Origin of the sequence: Colwellia sp. RE-S-Sl-9 (assembly GCF_048296855.1) — a bacterium.
GTDB lineage: Bacteria > Pseudomonadota > Gammaproteobacteria > Enterobacterales > Alteromonadaceae > Pseudocolwellia.
The window spans coordinates 3,484,308-3,509,750 of the sequence record NZ_CP182631.1 but is presented as its reverse complement, the minus strand read 5'-3'; the positions used below and the strand labels follow the sequence as shown (position 1 = coordinate 3,509,750).

Annotated in this window: 18 protein-coding genes; 11 read left to right on the top strand and 7 right to left on the bottom strand. The window is 36.6% G+C overall.

What is annotated here, in order from left to right; genetic code table 11:
• Nucleotides 1-151: 151 nt before the first annotated feature.
• The 3 genes from ACM9HF_RS15145 to fes all read right to left on the bottom strand — a co-directional run bounded on the left by ACM9HF_RS15145 (nucleotide 152) and on the right by fes (nucleotide 9,083).
• Nucleotides 152-7,450 carry a non-ribosomal peptide synthetase gene (locus ACM9HF_RS15145; protein ID WP_473610620.1) on the bottom strand — a complete coding sequence of 2,433 codons (7,299 nt, stop codon included), beginning with the start codon at nucleotides 7,448-7,450 and terminating at the stop codon, nucleotides 152-154.
• 94 nt (nucleotides 7,451-7,544) lie between these two features.
• Entirely contained in the window at nucleotides 7,545-7,715 is a 171-nt protein-coding gene (locus ACM9HF_RS15140; RefSeq protein ID WP_076417708.1) for an MbtH family protein, read from the bottom strand.
• 36 nt (nucleotides 7,716-7,751) lie between these two features.
• Nucleotides 7,752-9,083 (bottom strand): enterochelin esterase, encoded by a 1,332-nt coding sequence (fes, locus tag ACM9HF_RS15135; RefSeq protein ID WP_473610614.1) that lies wholly within the window; start codon nucleotides 9,081-9,083, stop codon nucleotides 7,752-7,754.
• Nucleotides 9,084-9,228: 145 nt separating this feature from the next.
• On the opposite strand from fes, the gene ACM9HF_RS15130 reads away from it, so the two are divergent.
• The 3 genes from ACM9HF_RS15130 (at nucleotide 9,229) to ACM9HF_RS15120 (ending at nucleotide 13,633) form a co-directional block, all read left to right on the top strand.
• Nucleotides 9,229-11,157 carry a TonB-dependent receptor domain-containing protein gene (locus ACM9HF_RS15130; RefSeq protein ID WP_473610610.1) on the top strand — a complete coding sequence of 643 codons (1,929 nt, stop codon included), beginning with the start codon at nucleotides 9,229-9,231 and terminating at the stop codon, nucleotides 11,155-11,157.
• A gap of 549 nt (nucleotides 11,158-11,706) precedes the next feature.
• Nucleotides 11,707-11,991: a hypothetical protein gene (locus ACM9HF_RS15125; RefSeq protein ID WP_473610606.1), complete on the top strand. Its 285-nt coding sequence runs from the start codon at nucleotides 11,707-11,709 to the stop codon at nucleotides 11,989-11,991.
• A 28-nt stretch (nucleotides 11,992-12,019) separates the two neighbouring features.
• Entirely contained in the window at nucleotides 12,020-13,633 is a 1,614-nt protein-coding gene (locus ACM9HF_RS15120) for a PepSY-associated TM helix domain-containing protein (RefSeq protein ID WP_473610602.1), read from the top strand.
• 119 nt (nucleotides 13,634-13,752) lie between these two features.
• Here the strand turns inward: ACM9HF_RS15120 and ACM9HF_RS15115 are convergent, their stop codons facing one another.
• Entirely contained in the window at nucleotides 13,753-14,988 is a 1,236-nt protein-coding gene (locus tag ACM9HF_RS15115) for an MFS transporter (protein ID WP_473610599.1), read from the bottom strand.
• A 188-nt stretch (nucleotides 14,989-15,176) separates the two neighbouring features.
• Between ACM9HF_RS15115 and ACM9HF_RS15110 the strand changes: the two genes are divergently transcribed.
• The 7 genes from ACM9HF_RS15110 (at nucleotide 15,177) to pyrE (ending at nucleotide 22,011) form a co-directional block, all read left to right on the top strand.
• A complete protein-coding gene (locus tag ACM9HF_RS15110) occupies nucleotides 15,177-16,376 on the top strand; it encodes an isochorismate synthase (protein WP_473610595.1) in 1,200 nt (399 codons plus the stop codon).
• Nucleotides 16,373-18,043, top strand: coding sequence for a (2,3-dihydroxybenzoyl)adenylate synthase (locus tag ACM9HF_RS15105; protein WP_473610592.1), 1,671 nt, complete (start codon nucleotides 16,373-16,375; stop codon nucleotides 18,041-18,043). Before ACM9HF_RS15110 ends, ACM9HF_RS15105 begins: the two co-directional genes overlap by 4 nt.
• A gap of 10 nt (nucleotides 18,044-18,053) precedes the next feature.
• Complete coding sequence (locus ACM9HF_RS15100; protein WP_473610589.1) at nucleotides 18,054-18,920, top strand: isochorismatase family protein; 867 nt, start codon at nucleotides 18,054-18,056, stop codon at nucleotides 18,918-18,920.
• A 5-nt stretch (nucleotides 18,921-18,925) separates the two neighbouring features.
• Nucleotides 18,926-19,696 carry a 2,3-dihydro-2,3-dihydroxybenzoate dehydrogenase gene (gene dhbA, locus ACM9HF_RS15095; protein WP_473610586.1) on the top strand — a complete coding sequence of 257 codons (771 nt, stop codon included), beginning with the start codon at nucleotides 18,926-18,928 and terminating at the stop codon, nucleotides 19,694-19,696.
• A 21-nt stretch (nucleotides 19,697-19,717) separates the two neighbouring features.
• Nucleotides 19,718-20,470 (top strand): 4'-phosphopantetheinyl transferase family protein, encoded by a 753-nt coding sequence (locus ACM9HF_RS15090; RefSeq protein WP_473610582.1) that lies wholly within the window; start codon nucleotides 19,718-19,720, stop codon nucleotides 20,468-20,470.
• 157 nt (nucleotides 20,471-20,627) lie between these two features.
• A complete protein-coding gene (rph, locus tag ACM9HF_RS15085; protein WP_076417697.1) occupies nucleotides 20,628-21,341 on the top strand; it encodes a ribonuclease PH in 714 nt (237 codons plus the stop codon).
• Nucleotides 21,342-21,357: 16 nt separating this feature from the next.
• Nucleotides 21,358-22,011, top strand: coding sequence for an orotate phosphoribosyltransferase (pyrE, locus tag ACM9HF_RS15080; protein WP_473610576.1), 654 nt, complete (start codon nucleotides 21,358-21,360; stop codon nucleotides 22,009-22,011).
• Between the two features lie 267 nt (nucleotides 22,012-22,278).
• Here pyrE and ACM9HF_RS15075 read toward each other — a convergent pair whose 3' ends face one another.
• The 3 genes from ACM9HF_RS15075 to bioH form a co-directional block, all read right to left on the bottom strand.
• Nucleotides 22,279-23,241, bottom strand: coding sequence for a putative metalloprotease CJM1_0395 family protein (locus tag ACM9HF_RS15075; protein WP_473610573.1), 963 nt, complete (start codon nucleotides 23,239-23,241; stop codon nucleotides 22,279-22,281).
• A gap of 1 nt (nucleotide 23,242) precedes the next feature.
• Complete coding sequence (locus ACM9HF_RS15070) at nucleotides 23,243-23,539, bottom strand: hypothetical protein (RefSeq protein ID WP_473610568.1); 297 nt, start codon at nucleotides 23,537-23,539, stop codon at nucleotides 23,243-23,245.
• A gap of 248 nt (nucleotides 23,540-23,787) precedes the next feature.
• Complete coding sequence (bioH, locus tag ACM9HF_RS15065) at nucleotides 23,788-24,600, bottom strand: pimeloyl-ACP methyl ester esterase BioH (protein WP_473610565.1); 813 nt, start codon at nucleotides 24,598-24,600, stop codon at nucleotides 23,788-23,790.
• A 54-nt stretch (nucleotides 24,601-24,654) separates the two neighbouring features.
• Between bioH and ACM9HF_RS15060 the strand changes: the two genes are divergently transcribed.
• Nucleotides 24,655-25,428 (top strand): ComF family protein, encoded by a 774-nt coding sequence (locus ACM9HF_RS15060; protein WP_473610562.1) that lies wholly within the window; start codon nucleotides 24,655-24,657, stop codon nucleotides 25,426-25,428.
• Nucleotides 25,429-25,443 lie beyond the last annotated feature (15 nt).

Below are 25,443 nucleotides of genomic sequence, written 5' to 3'. Positions count from 1 at the left end.
GTTAAGTCTTAACAAAAGTATCACAATTTCGTTTTATACCCGTTACCACTGAAACCTGCATCGGGTATATACCTATTTGAACCACCTGAACTCGAGAGAATGAAAATTATAGTATGGCGTATTTACTTTCTCTCATGTTCAAGTGCTATTATTAATATTCTGTTATTGTTTCCTTGCCCAACTCGTTAATAACAAGTTCGTTTAACATAGGCCCAATAGATTGCAGTGACTCTGGTGATAATATATTGTCATGAGCAAAAGGTAATCTAAATTGCACTAACTTTTTAATGAACGGTGCCCAAGATTTTTCAACATTCCATCCTTTGGGTAATGTTTTTTCAGCAACAAATAAATGCACTTTACCTTGATATACTTGAGTGGAGGCATTAGATAACAATCTAACAGTATCGCCATAATTAGCAACGATATCGCCAAACATTTTATTTTGTTCAGCTAATGATGCCTCATCTGATAGGTTACTTTCAGCTGAAGCTAAAAACTGACGTTTTTCCCTTTCAACTTCTTCGTTAGCTTCTTCTTCTGTTGGCCCTTTCCACTCTTGTCCTTCTGGTGGGTAGGTATCAAGCAACCCTACAAAGGCTACTTTTTCTCCTTGTTGCTCAAGTTTAGAAGCGAGAGCCATGGCGACCGTTCCACCAAACGAATAACCTAGAAAATGGTATGGTCCATGAGGCTGCACCTGTTTTAATACATTATAATAATGCATTACGGCAGCATTCATATCTTCACTAATAGCAACAGCGCCATTAGGTCGAGGAGACTGTAAACCAATAATAGGATAATTACCCACAAGGTATTTAGGAAACCCTGTATATTGCCATGAAAAACCAGAACCTGGGTTAATACAGATTAACGGATTACCTTGCCCTTGTCTTATAGGTAAAACATGACCAAACCCTGCTTTTTCGGGATCTTGTCGCAATGTTTCATCAAGCAATACTTCGGCTAATCCTGCTACAGTTGGTGATACCATAATTTGCCCTACAGATACGGGTAAAACCAATGTTGCTCTTAAGTTTGCAGCAAGTTTCATCGCCATTAGAGAATGCCCACCTAAACTAAAGAAATTATCTTCTGCAAAAACTTTTTCTACGTTGAGTAACTTTTCAAACTCTTTGGCAATGATAGTTTCAGCACCAATATCAGGAGTTCGTCCTACAACATTAAGGCTTTGCTCTGGGTCGGGTAATGATTTTCGATCCAGTTTCCCATTGGCACTTAAAGGGAATTTCCGTACTTCTATCAAGGTTACCGGCACCATATGAGCAGGTAAAACTAATGATAATTCAGCCAGCATTTCACTATGCCCTTCACTATGAGCTAATGGAGTTTCTTCATCCCCTTCTCTGCTGAAGTATCCTATTAATTGACGATTATCTTCTAACGAGTTCATTACATTTGATGAAATTAATTCTCTTGCATGTACTGCCGCTTGTTTAACACCTGTAAGTTGTAATAAGGCTTGCTCAATTTCGCCTATTTCAACTCTTAGCCCCCTAATTTTAAGTTGATCATCTGTTCGGCCTAAATAAACAACGTTACCGTTAGGTAACCATTTAGCTAAGTCTCCTGTTCGATACATTCTTTGGCCCTGTTTAAATGGGTCAGCAATAAATCGATCGGCGGTTAGTTCTGGTCTGTGTAAATATCCATTAGCTAATTGAGTGCCTGATAAATAAAGTTCACCCGTTGCACCTACACCTACGGCCCGAAGTTGATGATCGAGTATTTTTAATTCGGTATTCCATACAGGTTTTCCAATAGGAACACCCTGTAGTTTTGAATCAAAGGGAATAGATGTATCAAAATAGGTAACATCTACAGCAGCTTCAGTTGGCCCATATAAATTATGTAGAGGAACGTCACTTATTGATTTAAATTTAGCGACAAGTGCCGTTGATAAAGCTTCACCACTACAAAAAATTCGTTTTAATTTTCTATTCATTTCAGCTAATTCTGGCGATTCGCCGACGCTATCAATAAAAGCAGCGAGCATAGAAGGAACAAAATGTAATGTAGTAATATTTTCTGTAATCATTGTATTTAATAACAATTGAGGGTCGCGATGTGCTTCTGGTGGAGCCATGTATAAACAAGCACCTTGAATAAGTGGCCAGAAAAATTCCCAAACAGAAACATCGAAGCTTGATGGTGTTTTTTGTAAAACAACATCGCTACTCGCTAAGTTATATTCATGTTGCATCCACAATAATCGATTAACGATACTTTGATGAGATACCACAACACCTTTAGGTCGTCCTGTAGAGCCAGAGGTATAAATAACATAAGCTGGCGTACTTGCAGAAATTACTCTTTCTGTGAGTGGCGAAACATCATTTAAGGCAGCTTGTTCATAGTTATTATTGATTAAAGACTCTATCAATATAACTTTCATGGGAAGTTGCGAAAATTCGCCTTCAGTAAAACGAGATAATTGTTCGCGAGTTGTTATTAATAGCTTCACTTTTGCATCTTGAAGCATCATAGCTAATCGTTCATCCGGATAAGTACTATCCAGCGGTAAATATGCAGCACCAACTTCTATAACCGATTGTAAGGCGATACTTAGCTCGCAACTTCGTGGAATTGAAACACCGATAATACTGTCAGATAATGGCGTATCCGCTAATAACTGTAATGCTACATGTTCAACAACATGGCGCATTTCTTGGTAGGTAAAATGTTTAGTATTATCTTTTAATGCAATAGCTGAAGGTGATTGCGCGGCTTGATTTCGCAGTAAGTCACGTAAAGAATCAGTAGGTATTTCTCTAAAAGTATCGTTAGCGGTATTAATGATTTCTGTGTCGTAGTCTGTTTGCATAGTTAACTGCTGAAGACGTAACGATGGTTCATTTACTATTTGCGCGATAATCTGTATAAAAGCGTCAGCTAGACCTTTCGGCTCAGTAACAACCTCTTTATATTCAAATAAAACTCTAATTTGTTCACCGGGTAAAACAAGAATAGTTAATGGGTAGTGGGTATATCCCCTGTTCTCTACATGTTCAATACTCAGACCGTTAAAAGACTGACTTAATAAAGATTCTTGTACTGGGTAGTTTTCAACAACCAATAAGGTATCAAATAAATTATCCGTATTGACCAAACGTTGTATTTCGCCTAAGCCTAAACAGTCGTGCGATATCAAATTAATTTGCTGGTTCTGTAAATTAATTAATTGAGAGAGTATCGTTTCTGTAGTATTTAGTTTTACGCTAACGGGTAATGTATTACTAAATAATCCCACCTGTTCATCAATACCATTAATGTCAGAAAATCGCCCTGATACTGGGCTACCAAACACAACATTATCTCGACTGGTTAGTGACCCTAATTGCGCAGCCCAAGCACCTTGGATTAATGTATTTAACGTAATACCATGCGCTTGACAATATTCATTAACTTTCGTGGTTAAGTTTGTATCAAGTTGGCAATGTAACTCGCTAACATGTGATGAGTGCTTGCTGTTTGGATACACAATAGTAGGAGTTACCTGCGCTAAAGCCTTTTTCCATGCCTGCTCTGCGTGCTGCGTTGTTCGGTTTACCATTTGATAAACAATGTCTTGATATACATTTTCAGTACTTGTTTTTAAGCTTTCAATATGTTGATAAGCACTGAATAGATCACGTAATAGTATAGGCGTTGACCAACCATCAATAATAAGGTGATGAGCGGTGATCACAACCTCATATTGCAGCTCACTCATTCTAACTAAGTTAACAAAAAATAAACGTCCTTCATCTGTGTCAGGTGTGTATTTTTTATGACTAAAACTAAAGTTTCTATAAGCTTCTTTCATTTCTATAGCATGTAGCGCTTTTTGTTTTGGCTCTTGTTCCAAATGTCGAAAATCGTGCTCGGTAATACGACAATAGTGATACGCATCGTCTAACGACATATTGGGTATGAGCTGAAGTGGCTTACCTGTGATATCAACATCAAATTTAGCGGCTAATTGAGGATATTTTACAATTAAATGTGCAATAGCATTTTGCAGCTGACTTGGATCGACTTGGCCTTTTAACGTTATTTTAGTGGTAAAGCTATATTGGCTGCCCTCTTCTGCATATTGTGTATGAAACAGTAAGCCTGCTTGTAACGGTAGTGTCGGCAATATAATTGATTGTTCGCCATACTTTTCTACAAGTAGTTTTACTTCATCAGACGTTGGCATGTTTATATTAGATTGCGCATTAATATCAAGCTCTGTACTTAAGCTTAGGTCACTCATCAAACTCGCCATTTTTTTGGGCGTTCGTTCAGAAAATATATCTTGGGCTTTTAATTCAAATCCTTTTTTACGCATAGCAATACTCAGCCTCATTGCGCTGATACTATCTCCCGCCATTTTAAAAAAGTCGTTATCAATACCTACGCTTTCAAGCCCTAAAATATTGCCTATTTCTTCACACAACACAATTTCTTCGTGTGTTGTTGGTAACGATAAACTTTCACTCGTAACTTCTGGTTTGGGCAACATTTTCTTATTAATTTTCCCACTTACGGTAAGCGGCATTTCAGCCAAAACAGTCACAATAGCGGGCACCATGTAGGCGGGTAGTGTCGCCGATAATTGGTCATAAATAGATTCAACCACCTCTTCTTTTGACAGAGTATGCTCACTGGTTGTGCAATAAGCTAAAAGCCTATTACCATTTTCTGTTTCATCTACAATAACAGCCACTTCATTAATTACGTTAAGGCATGATAACGCAGCCTCAACATCACCTAGTTCAATACGGTATCCTCTAACTTTAACTTGATTATCGCACCGGCCTACAAATACTAATTCGCCCTCTGTAGACCATCGAACAATATCTCCCGTGGTATACATAACATCGCCAGCGACAAAAGGGTTTGCTACAAATTTTGTTGCTGTTATTTCTGGTCTGTTTAAATAACCTAATGACATGTTATCGCCCGCTAAATAAAGCTCCCCATTCATACCAATAGGAACCGAATTTAAATTTTGGTCAAGTACATATGCATAAGTATTCGCGAATGGTTTACCGATCAAAACCTCTGAAGATTGCGGTGTAATTTCTTTAGAGGTTGCATAAACCGTGAACTCGGTTGGACCATAAATATTATGCGCAGAAATAGACGAGTGCTGTAATGCTTGCCAAAGAAAGGGAGAGACAGGTTCGCCGCATATAGTCATCAGTAAGGGTTTATGCTGAGTTTTTTCACATAAACCCGCTTGAATTAATTGAGTTGCTAAAGATGGCGCAACGGCCATAGTATCGATTTTATCTTTCTCAATTAAATTTAATAATTCAAAAACGTCTTGTTTTACTTCATCTGCATATAAATGCAATGTATGCCCTAACAGCATAAGTATTATAGGATCCCATGATGTATCAAATGATAACGATCCAGTTAAAGCGACATTAAGTTGTTTATTCACCAGAGACTTACCATTGTCATCTTGCTGACTATAAACACTCGAATAAACAGCTTCCTCTAAGGCCGCAACTAAATTTATGAGACCGCCATGAGATACCGTTACGCCTTTAGGTCGACCTGTAGAACCTGAGGTATAAAATACATACGCAATATCTTTTTTTTCAATTAAAGCCGTATAATCTTTTAAGTGAGATGAATAACATGCGTTAAGTAATTCAATAATATAGCTATTATTTAAGCATACACATTCAATAGTGTTAGGTAATAAGTGTTGTTGTTCATCTAATGTTAGCGCAATACTAGGTACTTTATCCTCACACATCATAGCTAAACGTTCAGGTGGATGATTTAAATCTAAAGGTAAATACACGCCACCAACAGCCATAATTGCAAATATTGAAATAATAGAATCAATACTGCGCGGTAAAGCCACGGCAACTAAGTCACCTGGTTTAACATCATAAGTTAAGAGTAAGCGGCTTAATTGATTAACACGGCAAGATAACTCAGCAAAAGTAAGCTCGTTTTCTCCAAAAACAACAGCTGTTCCATAAGCATTATGTTCAACCTGATTTTCTAGTAACGCTATAATTGAAGAGCCATACTGCGCAGTGCTTAAGTCATTTCCTTTAGACCATTTGGTTATTTTTTGTATTTCTTTTGGTGTTATTAACGATAACGATTGGATGTTGCTTGCACTATCAATACAGTATTGTGTGAGCAAGTGAGTTAAGCGTTCTCCATGTAAATTTAATTCATCTTTTGTATAGCGAGATGAGTTGGCCGATAATTCAATAGATAATTCGCCTTGATTTACATACACACCAAATTCAATATCTTCAATGGGTCCTGTTGCAAGCTGATGTGTATTGCCAATAACACCAGAAAAATCGAGTGTATAATCAAATAATTTACAGTTTAATGTGGCGCTATATAATCGCTTATTGCCGCCTGTTCTTCCTAAGTCATGATGAATTTGTTCAGATTCATACCTTTGATGGCGACGTATTTTTCTTATCTCATTTTTAAGTAACCTTGTAATATCGTCTAGCGTGCTTTCAGGAGATATTTCCAAACTTAACGGTAATACGTTAACAGTAGTCCCTAATGTACTTAGTGCTTCAGACCCCATTCGTCTCATTAATGGGTATCCTATACATACGGTTTTTTGTTGAGTTATTTTAGAGATATAAACAAGTACTGCTGCACTAGTAATATCAGCAATAGATAAATTAACTCGACTATTTATTTGCTTCACAATATCAGTGGGCACTGAAAGTTTGTGCCTGATAACTGAGGTATTTAAACCATCATTATTTAATGACTTACGGTACGATAAAGATTCTTGAGCAGGAATATATTGACAATAGTTTTGCCAAAAAATTTTATCTTTTTCTTTCTTTTCTGACGATTCATACGCCATGTATTCATTAATTACATTAGCATAAGCTGTAAAAGGGCTATTCCCTATGGGTTGCTGTGAAGTTAAAGCCGTATAAATAGTGGCAATACGTTGCGTTAAGGCAGTAAAACTAAAACCATCTATCGCTAAGTGATGATAACGTTGATACCAAAAGAAGCGGTTTTCACCCTCTTTAGGCGCTAACATAAAAATTTTATGTTTATACAAACAGATGGAGTCGCTTGCTCTTTTTGCTTGATGTATATCTTTTTGCATTAACAATAAAGCTTCTTCTTTATCATTTTGAACGCTAGATAAATTAACAAACGCGACATCAGCAATTTTTTCGACAGCAGGTAATGAAGGTATAATTTGAATTGAACCTTCTGGCTTATTTTTATATGAACTATGTACGGTGTCGGCTTCGGATAATCCCAGTTTAATGGCTTTTTGTAGCGTTTTTATGTCGATATCACCGCGTAGTTCAACATATTGGGCTACGGTAAATGTATTTTGCTCTGTTGCGAATTGATCAGCTAACCAAATACCTAACTGCGGACCAATAATAGGGAAAGTTTCTATTGTAGAAGAAGACGTAAGAATAGTATGCGGCACAGGTAAATCCTTTAATTAAGTGGCGTAAAATGCAATACCTATTTCATTATTAAATGAATTATGTATTGCCATGTTTTCAATCAAAAATTACATATCATTCAGCTAAAAAGGTAATACAGTTCTCTCTTTCATCAGGACCAAATACAACATTCCATCCATCGGGAATATGAATAGAATTTGGCCACAAACTTTGTTGAGCCTTTTCATTGATTAAAACAAAAAATTGGTGATCCGTATTATCAAATGGATTTTGGTATTCGCTCATTATTTATCCTTAATTACGATGTAGTTGCGTTATGATTTACAAAATAGTTGTTCTCTTATTTGCTATTAATGTTGGTACAGTTAGGTACTGCAAGAGAAAAGAAACCAGCCCCTCTCGCCAACAAATTTGATCGTGTCCACCGCAATATTCGGTGAAACTGACTTTATGATGAGTTTTTACTAGCGATTTAAAAAAATGATGATTCAGTGCAAGTAACCGTTTTTCCTGATCACCTACCTGCATAACAATATGCGTATTTACATTAGCTATGTTGCTGTTTAATACTTCCGTAGTTAACCAACCATCTTCCTTGACGCTTTTATCTGCCTTCATCCATTGAGACATTAAAGATGAGTCAGGCCACCAAAACGAACCTGATTGACATAACACATGACTAAACATACCAAGGCCACTTAGCCCTGCATACATGGCAGCTAAACCTCCTAGGCTTTGCCCTACTACGGCACGTTTTTTTAATGAAACTCGATGGTTAAATCGCTGATTAACATCAAGAAGAAGCTCATCTTTTATTGCCTGCCAAAACAAAGAATTACAGCCAAAATCAACTTGCCTATTTGACGGCGACGTATTATTTACAAAAACATAAAATGCAGGAGCCAGCTTTCTTTCTTCAGTAAGCTGTTGTAACGCAGAAAAAATTGGCATGTACTCCGCCCAAATCTCTCCATCAAGTAATAAAACTAAAGGCTTATCACCTTGTAAATCTGAGTGTGAATTTTGAGTTTCAAATACCCATACCGTGCGTTCGTTTCCAAGCAATTGACTTTTCCACTGCAAAGACGCTAACAACGAACAATTATTTTTATAAGGCAATGTTTGGTCTGTTTCTGATGCATCCCATATTTTCCATATGTTGTAATACTCAGCATTAGGAAGATATAAATGAGATCGACTTTGCCCCCATATACAATATTTAGGACTTAATATATTAAAAGGGTCTGCGACTGAAAAAGGTAAGATTGAACGCCACCATTGACGGTGATTTTGTTTCATTTGTTGAATGTTATAACTTGTACCGCTCACTTGAACAACGGGAGGCAAATAATCAGACGTAACAGGAATAAATTGATAGGTTCCATGCCAGTCAGATAAAAGCTCTGTTTGCCAATACCATACATCTGTACCAGTAACCCTTGTTAAAGTCTCAGGTTCAGATTTATGATGATCAGTTATACAATTAACCTCAATATAAACCGCTGATGTTGAAGAGCTCTCTTCATTACCTTCAGGATCTCGCCAAAAAAAGGTGACAGTACATTTATCGCCTTTACAATCGATAATTGGCGTTCCCATCTCTGCGATATTTTTCCACCAAGTATCATGTCCAACATTCCCTTTTAACAACAAAGAACCTCCTTAAGCTAAAAATTTAAAAATATAAGCTGCGATTAATAATATAATAGAACCAAACATTATTGTAAATAAGAATCATTATTGTTAAGATTAGCATAACTAAGAAAAATGTTTTTAAAAAATAAAATAAAGGACTTTCATGAAACATAGAAAACACAATCAATCTAATTACCCACTAAAAACTCTTATAGCAATTGGTTGCGGTATATCTTCATTTTCAGCACTAGCTGATGAACATAAAAATATTGAACATATGGTGGTAACGGCAACAGGTAATGAACACGTTGCCATTACTGCGCCTGCTTCCATTTCAGTTCTAACACCTGAAGATATTGAAAGAATGCCAATTAAAGACATTGGCGATGCATTAAGAGGTTTAGCGGGTGTATCTATTACCAACTGGGCTGGTGGACGAAATGAAATTAATTTACGTGGCTTGGACGAAGATTATGTATTAATGCTAGTAGATGGTAAGCGTGTATCTTCAAGTAATGGATTATGGCGAGGAGGTAATTTTGACAATACTTCAATTCCATTATCATCAATCAGCAGTGTAGAAGTTGTTCGCGGTCCAATGTCTGCACTTTATGGTTCAGATGCTGTTGGCGGTGTTATAAACATCATCACTAAGTCACCCTCTAAAGAGTGGAAAACAACAGTCAGTGCTGAATCTGGCTTTATGAGTAAAGGTGATGGCGGTGATCGTTACCGCGCTAACGTATACACAAGCGGACAAATTAATGATGAATTGTCACTGACTTTTTCTGCTGAAAAAGCAGAACAAGATTTCTGGAATTACGACAAGGTTACACCAAATCATGACACCATAGAAAAACGCGAAACCTTAAAATTTTCAACCTCTCTTCAATGGAATATATCTAAAAATCAATCTATTGATTTCGATCTTTCTAAAGATGAAGATGAAGTACCACCCACTAATTATGGTGGAGCGATTAGAGAACAATCAATCGACAGACTTACCTTTGGTATAACCCATAAAGCTGAATTTGATTGGGGCGGAACGCAAGTTTTAATTAACCGTTCTGAAGCGGATTTATACGATTATAATTCTCGCTACAACCTTCAACCTCCACTGGGTAGAGACATAAAAGAAACATTTACAACCGCTCGAGGAACCGTTTTTCTACCATTAGATAAACACGACATTACATTAGGCGCTGAATATTTAGATACAGAGATAGATGATCCAGTTCAATACCCTGAAACCGGTGGAGATAGCATTAGCTTAACGTCAGTGTTTGCACAAGATGAAATCCAATTAGGTGAATCATTAATAGCAACCCTTGGTGCCCGCATAGAAAACAGTGAAGAATATGGCACACATACCAGTCCTCGCGCTTACTTAGTGTATTCAATCAACGATGATGTTGTTATTAAAGGTGGAGTTGGTAAAGCCTTTAGAGCACCTACGTTATTTGAATCATCAAAATCATTTGGCTCAGTAAGTTGTGCTGGGGCTTGTACAGTTCAAGGTAACCCTGACTTAAAAGAAGAAACGAGTACTAATACAGAATTATCTGTTTTAGTGAATAAAGAAAACTGGTCTATGTCTGCCACTATCTTTAATAACACAGTGAAAAACTTAATAGCAGTAAGTGCTTGGGATGGCGTTAGCCCATCACGACTGTATTTCAACAGCACAGAAGTAGACTTACAAGGCTTAGAGCTTATGGCTTCTGCTGCTTTAAGCGAAACAGTTTCTGTTGACCTAAATTACTCTTATTTAACCACTGAAGATGAAAATGGCCAATCTTTACCTTATCGTCCAGAAAATACCGGGAATGTAAAAGTAAGCTGGCAAGTCATTGACTCAGTTTCGTTATACACCAATGTTAATTATTACGGTGAACATTTAAATAGCAGAACAGAAGAAATGTCTGGCTACTCACTGGTTGATCTAGGTGTTAATTATAAAGTGAGTAATGCTATTCAACTAAGAGCTGGTATGGCTAACGTAACAGATGAACAGCCTGTTTTAGATGAGCCCACTTCAGAAGCTATTTTACAAGGTCGTTCATTATTTATTGGTGGCACATTTAGTTTTTAATTAATGAGCATTTTGCTAAAAAGTATATAAAACGTTAAGGGACTCATTACTTGAGTCCCTTTTTCCGTAAGACTATTAAACCTGAACTCGGCTTAACAAATGTTTCTCTAGCGGCTAATTTTCCTAACTTCTGCGTTAAATTTACTTGCAATAGACTAACTAGCTATTGACGCGAAATTTGCCTTGAATTAAGAAAAAATATCAAGTTAGGGCTTCAATGAAATCATTTTTTATATTTCAACTTGTTAAATATCTATTAAACCGAGCTCAAGTTATTAAATAATTTAACTAAAATGAAAATTACATTAATCATCATATTTATTATGAGTTGTTGCCTATTTTATATCACACTAAAACATCAAAACTGGCTTAAAAAACCTTTGATAAAACCTTGGCGCTACATTGGTTATATGGTGCTGATAATATCCTTTATTGGATTTTTAACGCTTTACCCAACTAATACAGCAATATTTACCTGTATCTCTCTATTAATGTTCGTTTTAGGCTTATTGCCATTTTTATCGTCAATAAAACCAAAAGGAAAATAAAGTGAATACAAACAAAAAAATAAAGCCTGACTGGTTAAGTAAAAGCTTGTCAGGCTCAATACTTGGATTGTCGTTAGCTATATTACTCAGCGGTATTTTTGCATGGGCGGGTTACCAAGGCATAACAGCACCAAATAAAGTGCAATTTGTTATGTGGATCATCTCACCTATTTGGCTTCTTATACTGAGTTTTACCTATTTATTTCCTTCAGGGAAGCAAGCCTTTTTATGGTTATGCAGCTGCAATATAGTGGCAGGATTAATATTAACTTGGCTTAAATTTTAATTGATACGAATCAATGTAAGGAAAAAAAATGAAAGTACGTAGTGATATTCTCAGAATTTATCAGTCTATACATATTTGGACTGGTATAGTCACTGGGCTTGTTTTATTTATCGCGTTTTATGCTGGTTCGTTAACTATGTTTAAACCCAACATAGATCGCTGGATGGCTCCCCCTGCTGAAATATTATCCCCCATTCCTGCAATGCAATATCAGCAGTTAGTGGATAAAGTGCTTGAGCAAAAACCAGCAGCTCACCAAGGTTTTACATTATTTTTTAATGCTAAAGAATTAAATCAGTCCCCTATTATTTGGCATGATACGCCTCAAAGTAGAGGCTTAACATTAGAAACAACACAATGGCACGGTACACTAAACGAGGCTAGTGACTTAGTAACGCAACAAGTTACACCATCGGTATTAGCTGAGCTAATTGATATGTTACATAGAACAGCGGGAATTCCAGGAGAAGTAGGCCATGAAGAACTCGGCGTTTTAATCCTAGGTGTCGCGTCAGTTTTATATTTTTTAGCGTTAGTTTCAGGTGTTATATTTTTACTGCCTTCTTTAGTAAAAACCTTCTTAGCATTGAGAAAAAACAAATCAACGAGCCGGTTTTGGCTTGATTCTCACAATATTGTTGGGCTAACTAGCTTACCCTTTCATATCATTATGAGTGTCACCGTTGTTGTTTTTGCCTTTCATGATGTTTTATATGGCGGATTACAAACAATGGTATACGGTGAAGAACCTATGTTTTCACGACCTGTATCCAAAATAGAAGTACCTGCTGAAATTCAAAATTTATTATCCGTTGAAGAGTTACTTCAAAAATCAAAGTCTGTCGCACCAGATTTTCAAGTAACTAATATGATGTTTACAGGTTTACAAGGAGATAGAGCCGTTGTTCGCTTAGGTGTTTATAACCCTGACTATGTAATGAGAGGGCCTATTACCGATTATATTTTCATTCATCCGTACAACGGCATGATACTCAACAGTACATTAAATCCTACACCCGAAGGGCTATGGAATAGAATTGTCGCCACTTTTTTTGCCTTACATTTTGGTAGCTACGGAGGTGATTTAGTGCGCTGGCTTTATTTCTTTCTTGGTATTAGCGGTGCGTTCTTATTTTATTCAGGGAATATTCTTTGGTTAGAAAAACGTCGAATAAAACAAAAGGCTAACTCCCCTACTCCTGTGCAATCAAGAGCTTGCTACAACATGGCAAGTGCTACGGTAGGCGTTTGCTTGGGATCTTTAACCGCCGTGTTATTAACCATGGTAGTTGGCAAATGGTTATACCTGCATGTAAACAACATAAATCATTACTATTATGGCTTGTATTATAGCTTTTTCATTAGTGCTGTTTGTTGGGCTTTTATAAGGGGTGCAGCCCGAGCAGGGATAGAATTACTTTACCTTACCGCAATAGCAGCATTTGCTATTCCGATTACATCAATTATCGCTTGGTTCGATTTATTGCCTATATGGTCATCACTCTCCAATTCAACATTGGGAGTCGATATTACCGCGTTAATAACAGGCATTGTGTTATTGGTATTAACTAAAAAAGCGAAGTTAAGAGCAATAAATGGAGAGCCTGATAGCGTATGGTCTCTGCAACCCGTTATTAAATAAAGTGTGAACAAGCACAACAAAAGTACTTTTTAAAACTTGAAAGAACGTTTAAGAAAACCACCTTGTAACAAAGGTGGTTTTTTATTATCAATAGCAGTCAAATACCTGTATTCATACAATCAACAAGGTTTGGCGCTAGGTAGTAACATTTTATGATTAACCCACTTCCACAATAAAATAGGAGAAATAACCGTAAGAATAATGCTCACCATGGCGACGACATCCATGCCCAGTATATTGCTGTTTTCATCTACGGATAATACGGCTACAGATAAAAAACCCGCTGCGCCTGATGCAATATTACTCACGGTATTATTTAAAGACATAAACGCAGCTCGTTGAGGTGGTGCAGGTAAGTGACTAACAATGCTTCCCGTAACACTGGTACGAATAGTACTAAATGTCATCATTAAGGCAAAAAGAACAAATAAATATTCTGTTTTAGGAGTAGATATAAAAATAAAGTAAATAGTTACAACAGCTAACAAAGCACTCACGAGATGTAATTGATGGCGCATACCTTGGTCGAATAACCTACCAGAAAATTGCAGCATGATAAAACTGGCTAACCCACCGCTAAAATATAAGGCCGACATATGTTCTCGTGGGAATGATAAATTAAACTGAAAGTAAGCTGAAAAATTACTAATAATAAGAAAATGCGCAAAAATTTGTAAACCAACCACTAAAAACGCCACTTTCACTTTGAATTGAGAAAATAATTGACGAACAACTGAAATATTTTTCACCTCATTTTTTTGTGGTTGAATATGAGAGGTCATTTTCGGGAAGATCAAGACACACACTAAAGCAAGCGCACATCCTAATAAACCAAAAAACCAAAAGTTTATTTGCCAAGAAAAATAAAGAGATATCCACAAAGATATGGGTACCATAATAACTGCAGCAATAGAAAAAGCACTACCTAGAAAAGCCATAACTCTTCCTCTATGAGGCGGTGGAGTTACATCGATAACCGATGCCATTAATACAGATGACGCTGGCCCCGTAAAACACCCTGATAATGTAAACAGTAAAATAAGTATCAGAGGTGATATAGCAAACCCACAAGCAATTAAGCATACACCACGTAATAACAGAAATATCACCAGCACATTTTTACGGTCATATTTATCAATATGCCCCGCTAGTAACCACGTCATTAATGCTGAACCAAACATACTTCCACCTATAAGATAGCCAATATGTGCGGGGTTAAAATTAATACTGTCAACTAAGTCGGGTCCCAGCGGGACAACCATCATAAATCCACCTAGTGAAATAATATTTATTAAAAAGGCTAATCTAATAACAAGTTTATTTGGAGCTGACTGTTCAGTTTTAGGTAAAGTCATATTCTCTTCCTGAGACATTGTGAAATAAAAATAGAGAGCCGTTTAATCTCTCAAAAATTACGATAGAGCAATTGTACACATCAACCAGATAAACACAAATGATAATCATTGTTATTTATATTGACTTTTAAATAATTCTCATGCGAATATATCTCATCTGGATTTTAATTTATAAAGGGAGCTTCAAGATGAAATGCAATAACGATACGATTAAAGAACAATATTCTTTAAAATCAGAACCTGAGTTTATTTTTACATCTAAAGGCCAATCATTAACGGCCTACGGAATTGAATGCAAAATATCAAATAAAGGTCTTAGTCAAAGCGCCTTTATAGAAACGATAAAATCTCGTTTACATACATTAAAATTAAGCGGGCATGAAAATCCTATTGTCATTGGTTCTATCCCTTTTGATACATCAAGCGAAACCGAGTTATTTATACCCAAACAGACTCAGTTTTCTTCATCTCTAAGATTAAATTCACCTAAATACAAAGGTGTAAATCCGTTAAGTTCCATCTCAGAAGTTACTGGAGAAAATCACTTTAAAGTGGCAGTAAATAAAGCCCTCTCTCTATCTAAACATACAGGTTTAAATAAAGTCGTTTTATCAAGGGCTATTGATGTTGAAACAAATATTGCACTTAATGCAAGTACCATGGCCGCCACTTTATATCAGCAAAACCTTAATGCTTTTATTTTTTCAATTCCACAATCAAACGGCACTACGTTAATTGGAGCAAGTCCAGAGTTATTAGTAAGAAAGCAAGGCTCTGAAATAAGTAGCAATCCTCTTGCTGGTTCAAGAAAACGGGTAAATTATCTGGAAAAAGATAAAGAATCTGCGAACGATTTATTTCAATGTAAAAAAGATAGATACGAACATAAATTGGTCGCTGATGCGGTATCGAGTGGCCTTACCCCATACTGCCAAACACTAAATACCCCTAATGAACCATCAATTATTGAAACACCAACCATGTTACACCTATCAACAAAAATTAACGGCTCACTCATATCTAAAAACACCAATGTATTAGAGCTGGCATATGCTTTACATCCAACTCCTGCGATATGTGGTACCCCGGCGGATCTTGCTAAATCAGTTATTCAGCATATTGAAGGGTACGAGCGAGATCAATTTTGTGGAGCCGTTGGTTGGATGGATTCAGAAGGTAACGGTGAATGGGTTGTTACCATTCGATGTGGTGTTATTAAACAAAATAAAATTCGTCTTTATGCGGGAGCCGGTATTGTGGATGGGTCTGATCCCTTAGCTGAATTTAACGAAACTGAAGCTAAGCTCAATACTATGCTAAAAGCGTTAGGCTTAGAGTCTCAGCAGATAAAACCAAATGTAGCCAAACAAGTGGAACATATCGCATGAGTATTCCTTTTACACAATGGCCAAATGATATTGCGCAACACTATATAGATAGTGGGTATTGGATAAATAAACCTTTAACCCATATTATCCAAAAACAACTGTCAAACAATGCAAATAAAATTGCTCTAATTTGTAATAACAGAACGTTTACCTATCAAGATATTGATGTGCTTAGCAACCAACTCGCAGCGCAGTTATTAATGCGGAACATTGATAATGATGCCATAGCATTAGTACACCTGCCTAATAGTGCGGAATTTTACATTGTATTTTTTGCCTTATTAAAATGCGGTATAGCCCCTATTAATGCATTATTTAATCATAGCTCATATGAATTACTTTCATTTAGCCAGCAGGTAAAACCTTCTTTGGTTATTTTATCAAGCCAGCACCCCTTACTTGCTAATGACGACACTCAATTTATTGATAAAATTAAATCTAACTGTAAACAGCCTCAAAACATTCTTATTGTGGGTGATACTCCACATAAGAATACATTAGCTCCAATTTATTGGGCTAACGAAAATTCCGCGTTTATATTTGGGAAACATAATCAATGTAAAAAAGTTCAAGAAGAAACGACTGCAGATAAGGTTGCATTCTTTCAACTATCAGGTGGAAGTACCGGTACGCCTAAGCTCATACCCAGAACTCATAACGATTACTATTATAGCGTCAAACAAAGTGCTGAAATCTGCCAACTTTCAAACAACACTATTTATTTATGTGCCTTACCAGCACCGCACAACTTTACGTTAAGTTCGCCAGGTGCCTTAGGTGTATTTTATGCTGGAGGAACAGTCGTCACAGCAGCAGACCCTAGCCCTACGATTTGTTTCCCATTAATTTATCAACATAACGTTACTTTTACAGCATTAGTCCCGCCTGCCCTACATCTTTGGTTAAATAGTATTGCTGATAGACACAATGGTCACAATCAAAGACAGCAGCTTTACACATTAAAAACCATACAGGTTGGCGGCGCAAAGCTTAGTTCGGCTATTGCTGAAAAAGTTAATAGCGAACTGGATTGTACGCTACAGCAAGTATTTGGTATGGCGGAAGGATTAGTCAATTATACACACTATACCGATGACATTTGGCATATTAACAACACTCAAGGAAAGCCAATGTCGCCCGGCGATGAAATAAAAATAGTAGACGAATCAGGGGCCCCTGTTGCGATGGGGGAAACCGGCGCGTTATGGACACGAGGACCTTACACTTTCAGAGGCTACTATAACTCCCCTATCGCCAATCAACGAGCATTCGATAAAGATGGATTTTACTGTACAGGTGATCTTGTTAAACAAACACCATCAGGACACCTTATTGTTATGGGTCGAAACAAAGATCAAATCAATCGCGGTGGTGAAAAAATAGATGCACAAGAAATAGAAGAATTACTCTTACATATGCCCGAAATAATAGATGTCGCTTTAGTCGCAATACCCGATGACATTATGGGTGAATGCAGTTGTGCTTTTGTTGTATGCAATTCTCTAATAAAGAAAAAAGATATTCGTCGATTCCTCAGAGAACATGGAGTGGCCAGTTTTAAAATACCTGATCACATCACAATGGTTGATACCTTACCCAAAACAGCCGTAGGCAAAATAGACAAACGCTGCCTACGTAATTCACTTATCACAGAAAGCACTTGTTAACAGGATTATTATGTCTATTAAATCTTTAGAAGCTTACAAATTACCGTCATCAATTGATATCCCACAAAACAAAGTTTCTTGGGACTTTGAACCAAACCAATCGGCATTGTTAATACATGATATGCAGGAATATTTCATTGAATTTTACGGCCAAAACAACCCGTTAATTGAACAGGTCATTCAACATATTGTTGAACTTAAATCATTTTGTAAAGTGCACAACATCCCCGTTTATTATACAGCTCAACCTAAAGAACAATCGGATGAAGATAGAGCTTTATTAAACGACATGTGGGGGAAAGGACTACCACAATACCCAGAAAAGCAATCTATTATCTCTGAGCTAGCACCTGATCAGCATGACATTGTATTAACCAAATGGCGCTATAGTGCATTTTGTCGTTCACCGCTCGCCGAAATGATGCAATCACAAAATAGGAACCAACTCTTAATTTGCGGAATTTACGGTCATATTGGTGTTATGCAAACAGCCGTAGATGCTTTTATGAATGACATTAAGCCATTTTTAATTGCCGATGCAATTGCTGACTTTAGTTTAGAAGACCATTTAATGGCACTGAAATATATTTCAAAAAATGCAGGACGAGTCGTATGTAAAGACGACATTGTTAACATTAACTTACTCTCAAAAAGCACCATTCGCTCACAAATACTGCCTTTAATTGAAGATGCTGAAGATTTAGATGATGACGATAATTTAATAGATTTTGGGTTAGATTCTGTTTCAGTGATGACTTTAATGTCTAAATGGCAAAAACAAGGGATTAATGTAACTTTTGTTGAGCTCGCTAAATCTCCAAGTATTAATGGTTTTTGGGCGATCCTATCAAATCCTAATCAACAACAAAACGTGTGATCAATATGTATTCTAAATTATCAGGCCACAATGACTGGCAAAATAAAATAGTATGGGTTACTGGAGCTAATCAAGGAATTGGCGCAGAAACAGCCAAACAGTTTCAGCAATTAGGTGCAAAAGTTATTGGTTTTGACCGAGAATTTAGCTTACCTAACCATAAAATAACTCAAGTAGTTTTAGATATTAGTGATGAAATAGCCATTACAGATACTTGTAAATCATTATTAAAATATTATGGTCGAGTCGATATTTTGGTCAATATTGCTGGGATACTAGAAATGGGCGATATTATGGATTTGACTACCGAACAATGGACATCTTCATTTAATGTGAATGTGTCAGGTGCTTTTCATCTTATGCGACAAGTTATTCCTCAAATGAAGTTAAACAAAGAAGGCGTTATCGTTAATATATCGTCAAATGCTACTCATATGCCTCGCATGTCAATGGGCGCGTATAGTGCATCTAAAGCAGCCTTAACTAACCTCACTTTAGTTGCAGGCATTGAACTAGCCAAATATGGCATTCGTTGTAATGTAATATCGCCAGGTTCTACACAAACACCAATGCAATGGTCGCTTTGGAATGACTCTCAAGGAGAAGAACAAACCATTAATGGTTTTCCTGAACAATTTAAACCAGGCATTCCATTAGGAAAATTGGCAACGCCTGAAGATATAGCCGATACCGTTATTTTTTTATGTTCGCCAAACGCAAGTCATATCACATTACAAGACATTGTTATTGATGGTGGCGCTACGTTAGGTAAGTAACCTGAACTCGGCTTAATAAATATGTTAGCTAATAATTTAAAATTTAACGTAAACTCAAACACTCATTGTGTAGATTTAAAGTCAACAATTATTCAATGTCACAATGGCTTGATTACCACTGAGTGCCTTTTTTTTCCTGAGCTATTTAATGACGGAAATTTTGAGCTTTTAAATATAAAATTACCCGAAAGTTTGAAAGGAGCGGTACCTAAAAGGAAAGCTGAATTTTTAGCTGGCCGTTATTTAGCTAAAGTAGCATTACAAACAATGGGAAAGCCTTTTTGGCATATACCTATTGGTGAAAATAGAGAGCCTATTTGGCCAAGCGGTATTATAGGCTCAATATCTCATTCATCAAATATTGCACAGTGTATAATTAGCGAGAATAAATATTATCAATATATTGGCCTAGATATCGAACATTGGATATCAGAAAATGATCGCCAAAATATTGAAAGTTCTATAATTACAGCTAGCTCAGAATATGAATCCTTGATACCTCATTTACCTCTGAATAAGGCCCTTACCGTTATTTTTTCAGCAAAAGAAAGCCTGTTTAAAGCCTTATATAAAAATATAGGGGAATACTTTGATTTTTCTGCTGCTCAAGTGACTTCAGGTTCGTTCAGACAAAAAGAACTCACTTTAACGCTAATAACAGATCTATCAAACACTATAAAATGTGGCGATAAATTCAAATGTACCTATACCATTAATAATGTTCATGTGGTTACAAAAATCACAGTAAAAAAAGAAAAACTCAGTTATCCCTAGCAATCATAGGCTTTATACCCTTACATAAGCTTTGCGTGAATTTACTTTTATTTACCACTGAGTTCTATATATACGAAAATACTTAACCGTCATTATGTCAAAATTCTAATTGAACGATTATAATGCCCAGCAATTATTTAATGTTAGGAATTTAAACATGCGTCCAAGCGGCAGAACTCTAGGGCAAATTCGTCCTGTTACCATTACTCGTCAATTTACTACTCATGCTGAAGGCTCAGTTTTAATTGAGTTTGGCGATACTAAAGTTATTTGTACTGCCTCAGTTGAAGTAGGTGTTCCTCGCTTTTTAAAAGGCCAAGGTAAAGGTTGGGTTACTGCTGAATACGGTATGTTACCTCGTTCAACGCATACGCGTATGAGAAGAGAAGCTGCAAACGGTAAGCAAAGTGGTCGCACGTTAGAAATTTCTCGCTTAATCGCCCGTTCATTACGCGCAGCGATTGATTTAAAAGCCTTGGGTGAAAATACAATTAGTATTGACTGTGATGTTATTCAAGCTGATGGCGGTACACGTACAGCGTCTATTACCGGTGCTTGTGTGGCATTAGTTGATGCCCTTAACTACATGCGCGCTAAAGATATTATTAAAACAAATCCGTTAAAACATATGATTGCCGCTGTATCAGTTGGTATTTATAAAGGCGAAGCCGTAGCCGACTTAGATTACCCAGAAGATTCAGCCGCTGAAACTGATTTAAATGTAGTGATGACAGATACAGGTAAGCTGATTGAAGTACAAGGTACCGCAGAAGAAGAACCGTTTAGCTTTGATGAGTTACAAGAAATGCTAGCACTTGCTAAAGCAGGCATTAACGAATTATTTGACGCACAAAAAGCCGCTTTAAATTAACTAGGACACGATATTCATGAAAAACTATCAACGCGAATTTATCGAATTTGCTTTAGCTAAAAATGTATTACGCTTTGGTGAATTTACTTTAAAGTCTGGCCGTACTAGCCCTTATTTTTTTAATGCAGGTTTGTTTAACACGGGTGGCGATTTAGCAAAGCTGGGCCGTTATTATGCTTCGGCATTAGCTGATTCAAACATTGAGTTTGATTTACTCTTTGGCCCTGCTTACAAAGGTATTCCTATTGCAACAACCACAGCAGTAGCATTAGCCGATCATCATAATATGGATTTACCGTACTGTTTTAACCGTAAAGAAGCTAAAACACATGGTGAAGGCGGTTCTTTAGTTGGTTCTCCGCTGCAAGGTAAAGTTATGTTGGTTGATGATGTAATTACGGCAGGTACAGCTATTCGTGAATCAATGGAAATTATTAAAGATCACGGAGCTGAATTATCAGGTGTACTTATTGCGTTAGATCGCCAAGAAAAAGGCCAAGGTGAGTTATCCGCTATTCAAGAAGTTGAACGTGACTTTGGAACACAAGTTATTTCGATTGTAACCTTAGCGGATCTTATTAGTTATTTAGAAGAAAAAGTAACGGAAACGCCTAGTTTAATTGATAGCTTAAATAACATTAAGCAATACAGAGAAAACTACGGTATTTAACCTGAGCTCGACTTAATAAATGTTCTTCTAGCTGCTATTTTTAGTCACTTCGGCGTTAAATTCACTTGCAATAGGCCAGCTATTGACGCGTAAATTTGCCTTGAATTAAGTAGAAATATCAAACTAGAAGCGAGTCGAATTTTAATGTTTATTTTTCAAGGAATTAACTATTTCTTAAACCGAGACCAGGTTATTTAACTAACCGGAACTTCTAATAAAAAACCCGCTAGATAGCGGGTTTCTTTTTATATAAATAATAATATTGTACTAAGCGGTTAATTCAAATTGATACGAGCTTTGTTTCTCGTAGGCTTGCGTTATTCCTGAATAAAACCCTTCAATGCGTTGAGACCTTGCTTTTACGTCATTAGAAATTGACGGAGCTATTTCTTCTTGTGCTTTTAATGTTTGATTTATTTGCTCATCAAACGACTTACTTTGTACATTCGTGTTTTTTTCTTTATTAAACACTTCGCTGGCATCGTTATATGGAGCCGATACACTTGCTTGATTTTCACTTTCAGAAAACTCTAAACCCAAAGCAATTAAATCTCTTTGTGCTTGAGTAATTAACTCTGCGGCTTTCGCTGCGACTTTAGTATCTTGAACTGAAGGGTTTGCTGGGGCTAAAGCTGCTGCGTGCACCTTCTGCATTTTAGCTATAGTCGCTTGAGGATTTCCCTCAACGGGAGATAAATCAACAGACACTTCACCGTTTACAGCATATTTTTTACCATCAGGTCCTACTTGAAATTCATACGACGGTGCCCCCGTAGATGCTCCACCAACAGAAGCATGAGCGAGCTCGTGCGAACGTACTTCTTGATCACGTTGTTTGAGTTGCTGAATTTCTTTTTCATGCTGAAAGGCTTCTAAACTATTAGGTTCAGGAGATGTTTTTTCTGCTCCATCTCCTTCCTTACTCTTTTTCTCACTTTCTTGAGCATGTTGTTGATGCTCATTATTTTCTTGATGCTCTTGTTCTGCATTACCATTTATTTGGCTAGCATTTTTTTCTGCAGATTTTTGTAATTCAGCAAAGTTAAATTGGTCACCCGTTTGGCCTGAGGCTTTTTCTTTCTCTGCTGTACTTTTTTCTGCCGGTGATCCACTTGTTGCTGTGGGGGCAGTAATGATAGGTCGCTGAATATTTTCACGACGCAAGTTATCTGTTGGCGGATTAACCGCTGTAGCAACAGGTAAATTTTGAATATGCGGCGTGATGTTCATTTTACACTCTAACGTCTAATAGCGTGCCTAAAGCTTCATCAGCTGTTTTTATAACTTCAGCAGAGCCTTTCGCTTGATGCTCCGCCACTTTTAAATTAACAACAGATTCGGTTAAGTTAGGTTGAGTACTTTGTTGTGAGTTAATTTGAGAGCTAGGTTGAATAGCTTGTTGGTTTTCAGTGGCCGCTTGTTGATCAAGAATAGTACTTGATACTATATCAGACGCTGCTTGACTGGCGTCTTCAGTCGCTTTTTGAAAACCTTGTATTCCACTGTTAAATGCAGATTGAATTTCCACGGTTATCTCCTTCGTACAACATGAGTGTTAAACACTCAAAACAAACATATAAGCTAATGTTTAATTATTGACCATATATGATAAAAAGTAAATGAATTAAACCCGTTTCCTTATTAAACAAAACCTATATTATGCTGGTAAAATCACTCACTACAGGCGTTTGTTTAACTAACTCGCTGTTCTAATTATCAAATAAGCAACGCAATAATTAATGCCCTTAACCAAAAAATATTTAATTTTTTGATGTATTACAGTTGATCCAGCCATCCTAAAAGCACCTCATTAAACTCTTCAGGGTGAGAAATAAAGGGGGCGTGCGATGCTTTAGGAAAAATATGCTTTTGACTATTAGGCAATAAAGCATCAATAGGTTCGATTGCCGATTTAGGCACCAAACTATCGAGCTTTCCATATAATCGTAAAAAAGGCATTTTTAGTAATGGTAGCTGCTCACGTAAATCAACGGTTTCTAATAATTGCAACGAATCAGCCAACGTTTGTTGTGTGGGTAACGAGTGTTGCATCACTAAGTCACGAATAGTTTTTATGTCTTGCCTAACATGAGGGCTACCCATGGCTTGAATTTTTAAAAAGCCCTCAAGGGTTTTTTGTGTATTCTGTGCTAGTTGCTGATAAAACATTTTCAATACGTTAGGTAATATTCCAGGCCATACTGGTTCTTCATCAGCTTTGTTTAAAAAACAGGGAGAGCTTGCCACTGTAACGCAAGCAACCACTTTTTCAGGAAAACTATAAGCTAATTGTGTGGCAACTAAGCCACCTAAAGACCAACCTAAATATATCGCAGGAGTATTAATAGTCGACTGAATTTCGTTAACCACATTGATTAACGAATAATTTGTCAGTGGCTTATTTATGTTTAGCCCAAAACCGGGTAAATCAACGGTAATAATATCAATATGTTGCTGTAATTTTTTAATGCTTGGTTCCCAAACAGCAGAATTAAGCCCCCAACCATGAATCAACACTAAAGGAATTTTTTTTTCCTTCTGGCTATTATTTCCTGATATATATTGTTTAGTAATTAGCGAATTACTCATTTTATTTCTATACTGATTAACAATGGAATTAAGTTTACTTGAAGGATCTTAGAAATGGAATTTGATGCTGTAAATATTAAGCATGGCGCGTTTAGCTTTTTAGATAAAATAAAACAACTGATTCATACCTCAAAGCTCGCTTTATCGTCTTGCGACTTATGTGGAAATCAATGTGAAGAACATCCCCTACTTTGCCAATTTTGCTTACGTGATTTACCAAAATTTAATTATCAACTTATTTCAGCTGACTTACTTAATTGGCCAGCCATTAATAAAATAATCCCCATAAAATCATTCGACCACCTTCATAGCTTATCTCCCCATACTTGGCCTTATACACAATGGATATCTTCATTAAAATACAAAGGCCGATTTGAGCTTGCCGATTTATTAGGTAAATTACTTTATGAAAGTTGGAAAAAAGGCTCTGAAGACATAGATACATTTGAAAAAAACACTATGCCAGAACTTATATTGTCAGTGCCTTTATATTTAACTAAATGGCAATATCGTGGTTATAATCAAGCGCATTTAATTGCCAAAAAATTCGCAAAATACAGTGGTATTCACTATCAACATAATATTATTAGCCGAATATTAGAAACTGAAAGCCAAGTGGGTAAATCGGGAAGCCAACGACGCAACAACATGAAAAATGCGTTCGATTTAAAACTCGATACGATAAAGTTACCTAAACATGTCATATTAATTGACGATGTAGTCACAACAGGCACAACGGTTAATGAAATTTCATCTTTACTAAAAAAACATGGCGTACAAACAGTTAGTGTACTGAGTGTCACTATTGCATTACCTGAAACGATCTAAAGCCTTGTTTTATTT